Origin of the sequence: Bacillus sp. SIMBA_031 (assembly GCF_046535225.1) — a bacterium.
GTDB classification, from domain to species: domain Bacteria; phylum Bacillota; class Bacilli; order Bacillales; family Bacillaceae; genus Bacillus; species Bacillus velezensis.
The window spans coordinates 1-238 of sequence record NZ_JAWRXC010000656.1 but is presented as its reverse complement, the minus strand read 5'-3'; the positions used below and the strand labels follow the sequence as shown (position 1 = coordinate 238).

Below are 238 nucleotides of genomic sequence, written 5' to 3'. Positions count from 1 at the left end.
CCAAGCTTCAGAGCAGCGTCATCAGCACCAAGCGTGAGTGGCCCCGCACCGTCTTTGCCCTGACCCAGGGCGATGGCAACGTGGTGCCGCAGGTGCTGACGCTTGTCCAGTTGTCTCCGCGCGAAAACTACAAGCTGTGGGGCAGTGCTCCGCTGCAGCCGGGGACCAACTTCCCGTCCTTCCCGGTTCCCCGCGAAGGAACCGAACCTGTGCCGGCCGGCGACAACACCGGCCTGGC

General features: G+C 66.0%; 1 protein-coding gene. It reads left to right on the top strand.

All coding sequences use genetic code 11. From position 1 onward, the window contains the following. Positions 1–238: hypothetical protein (locus SB724_RS21710; RefSeq protein ID WP_410573133.1), on the top strand; the 238-nt coding region annotated here is incomplete at both ends.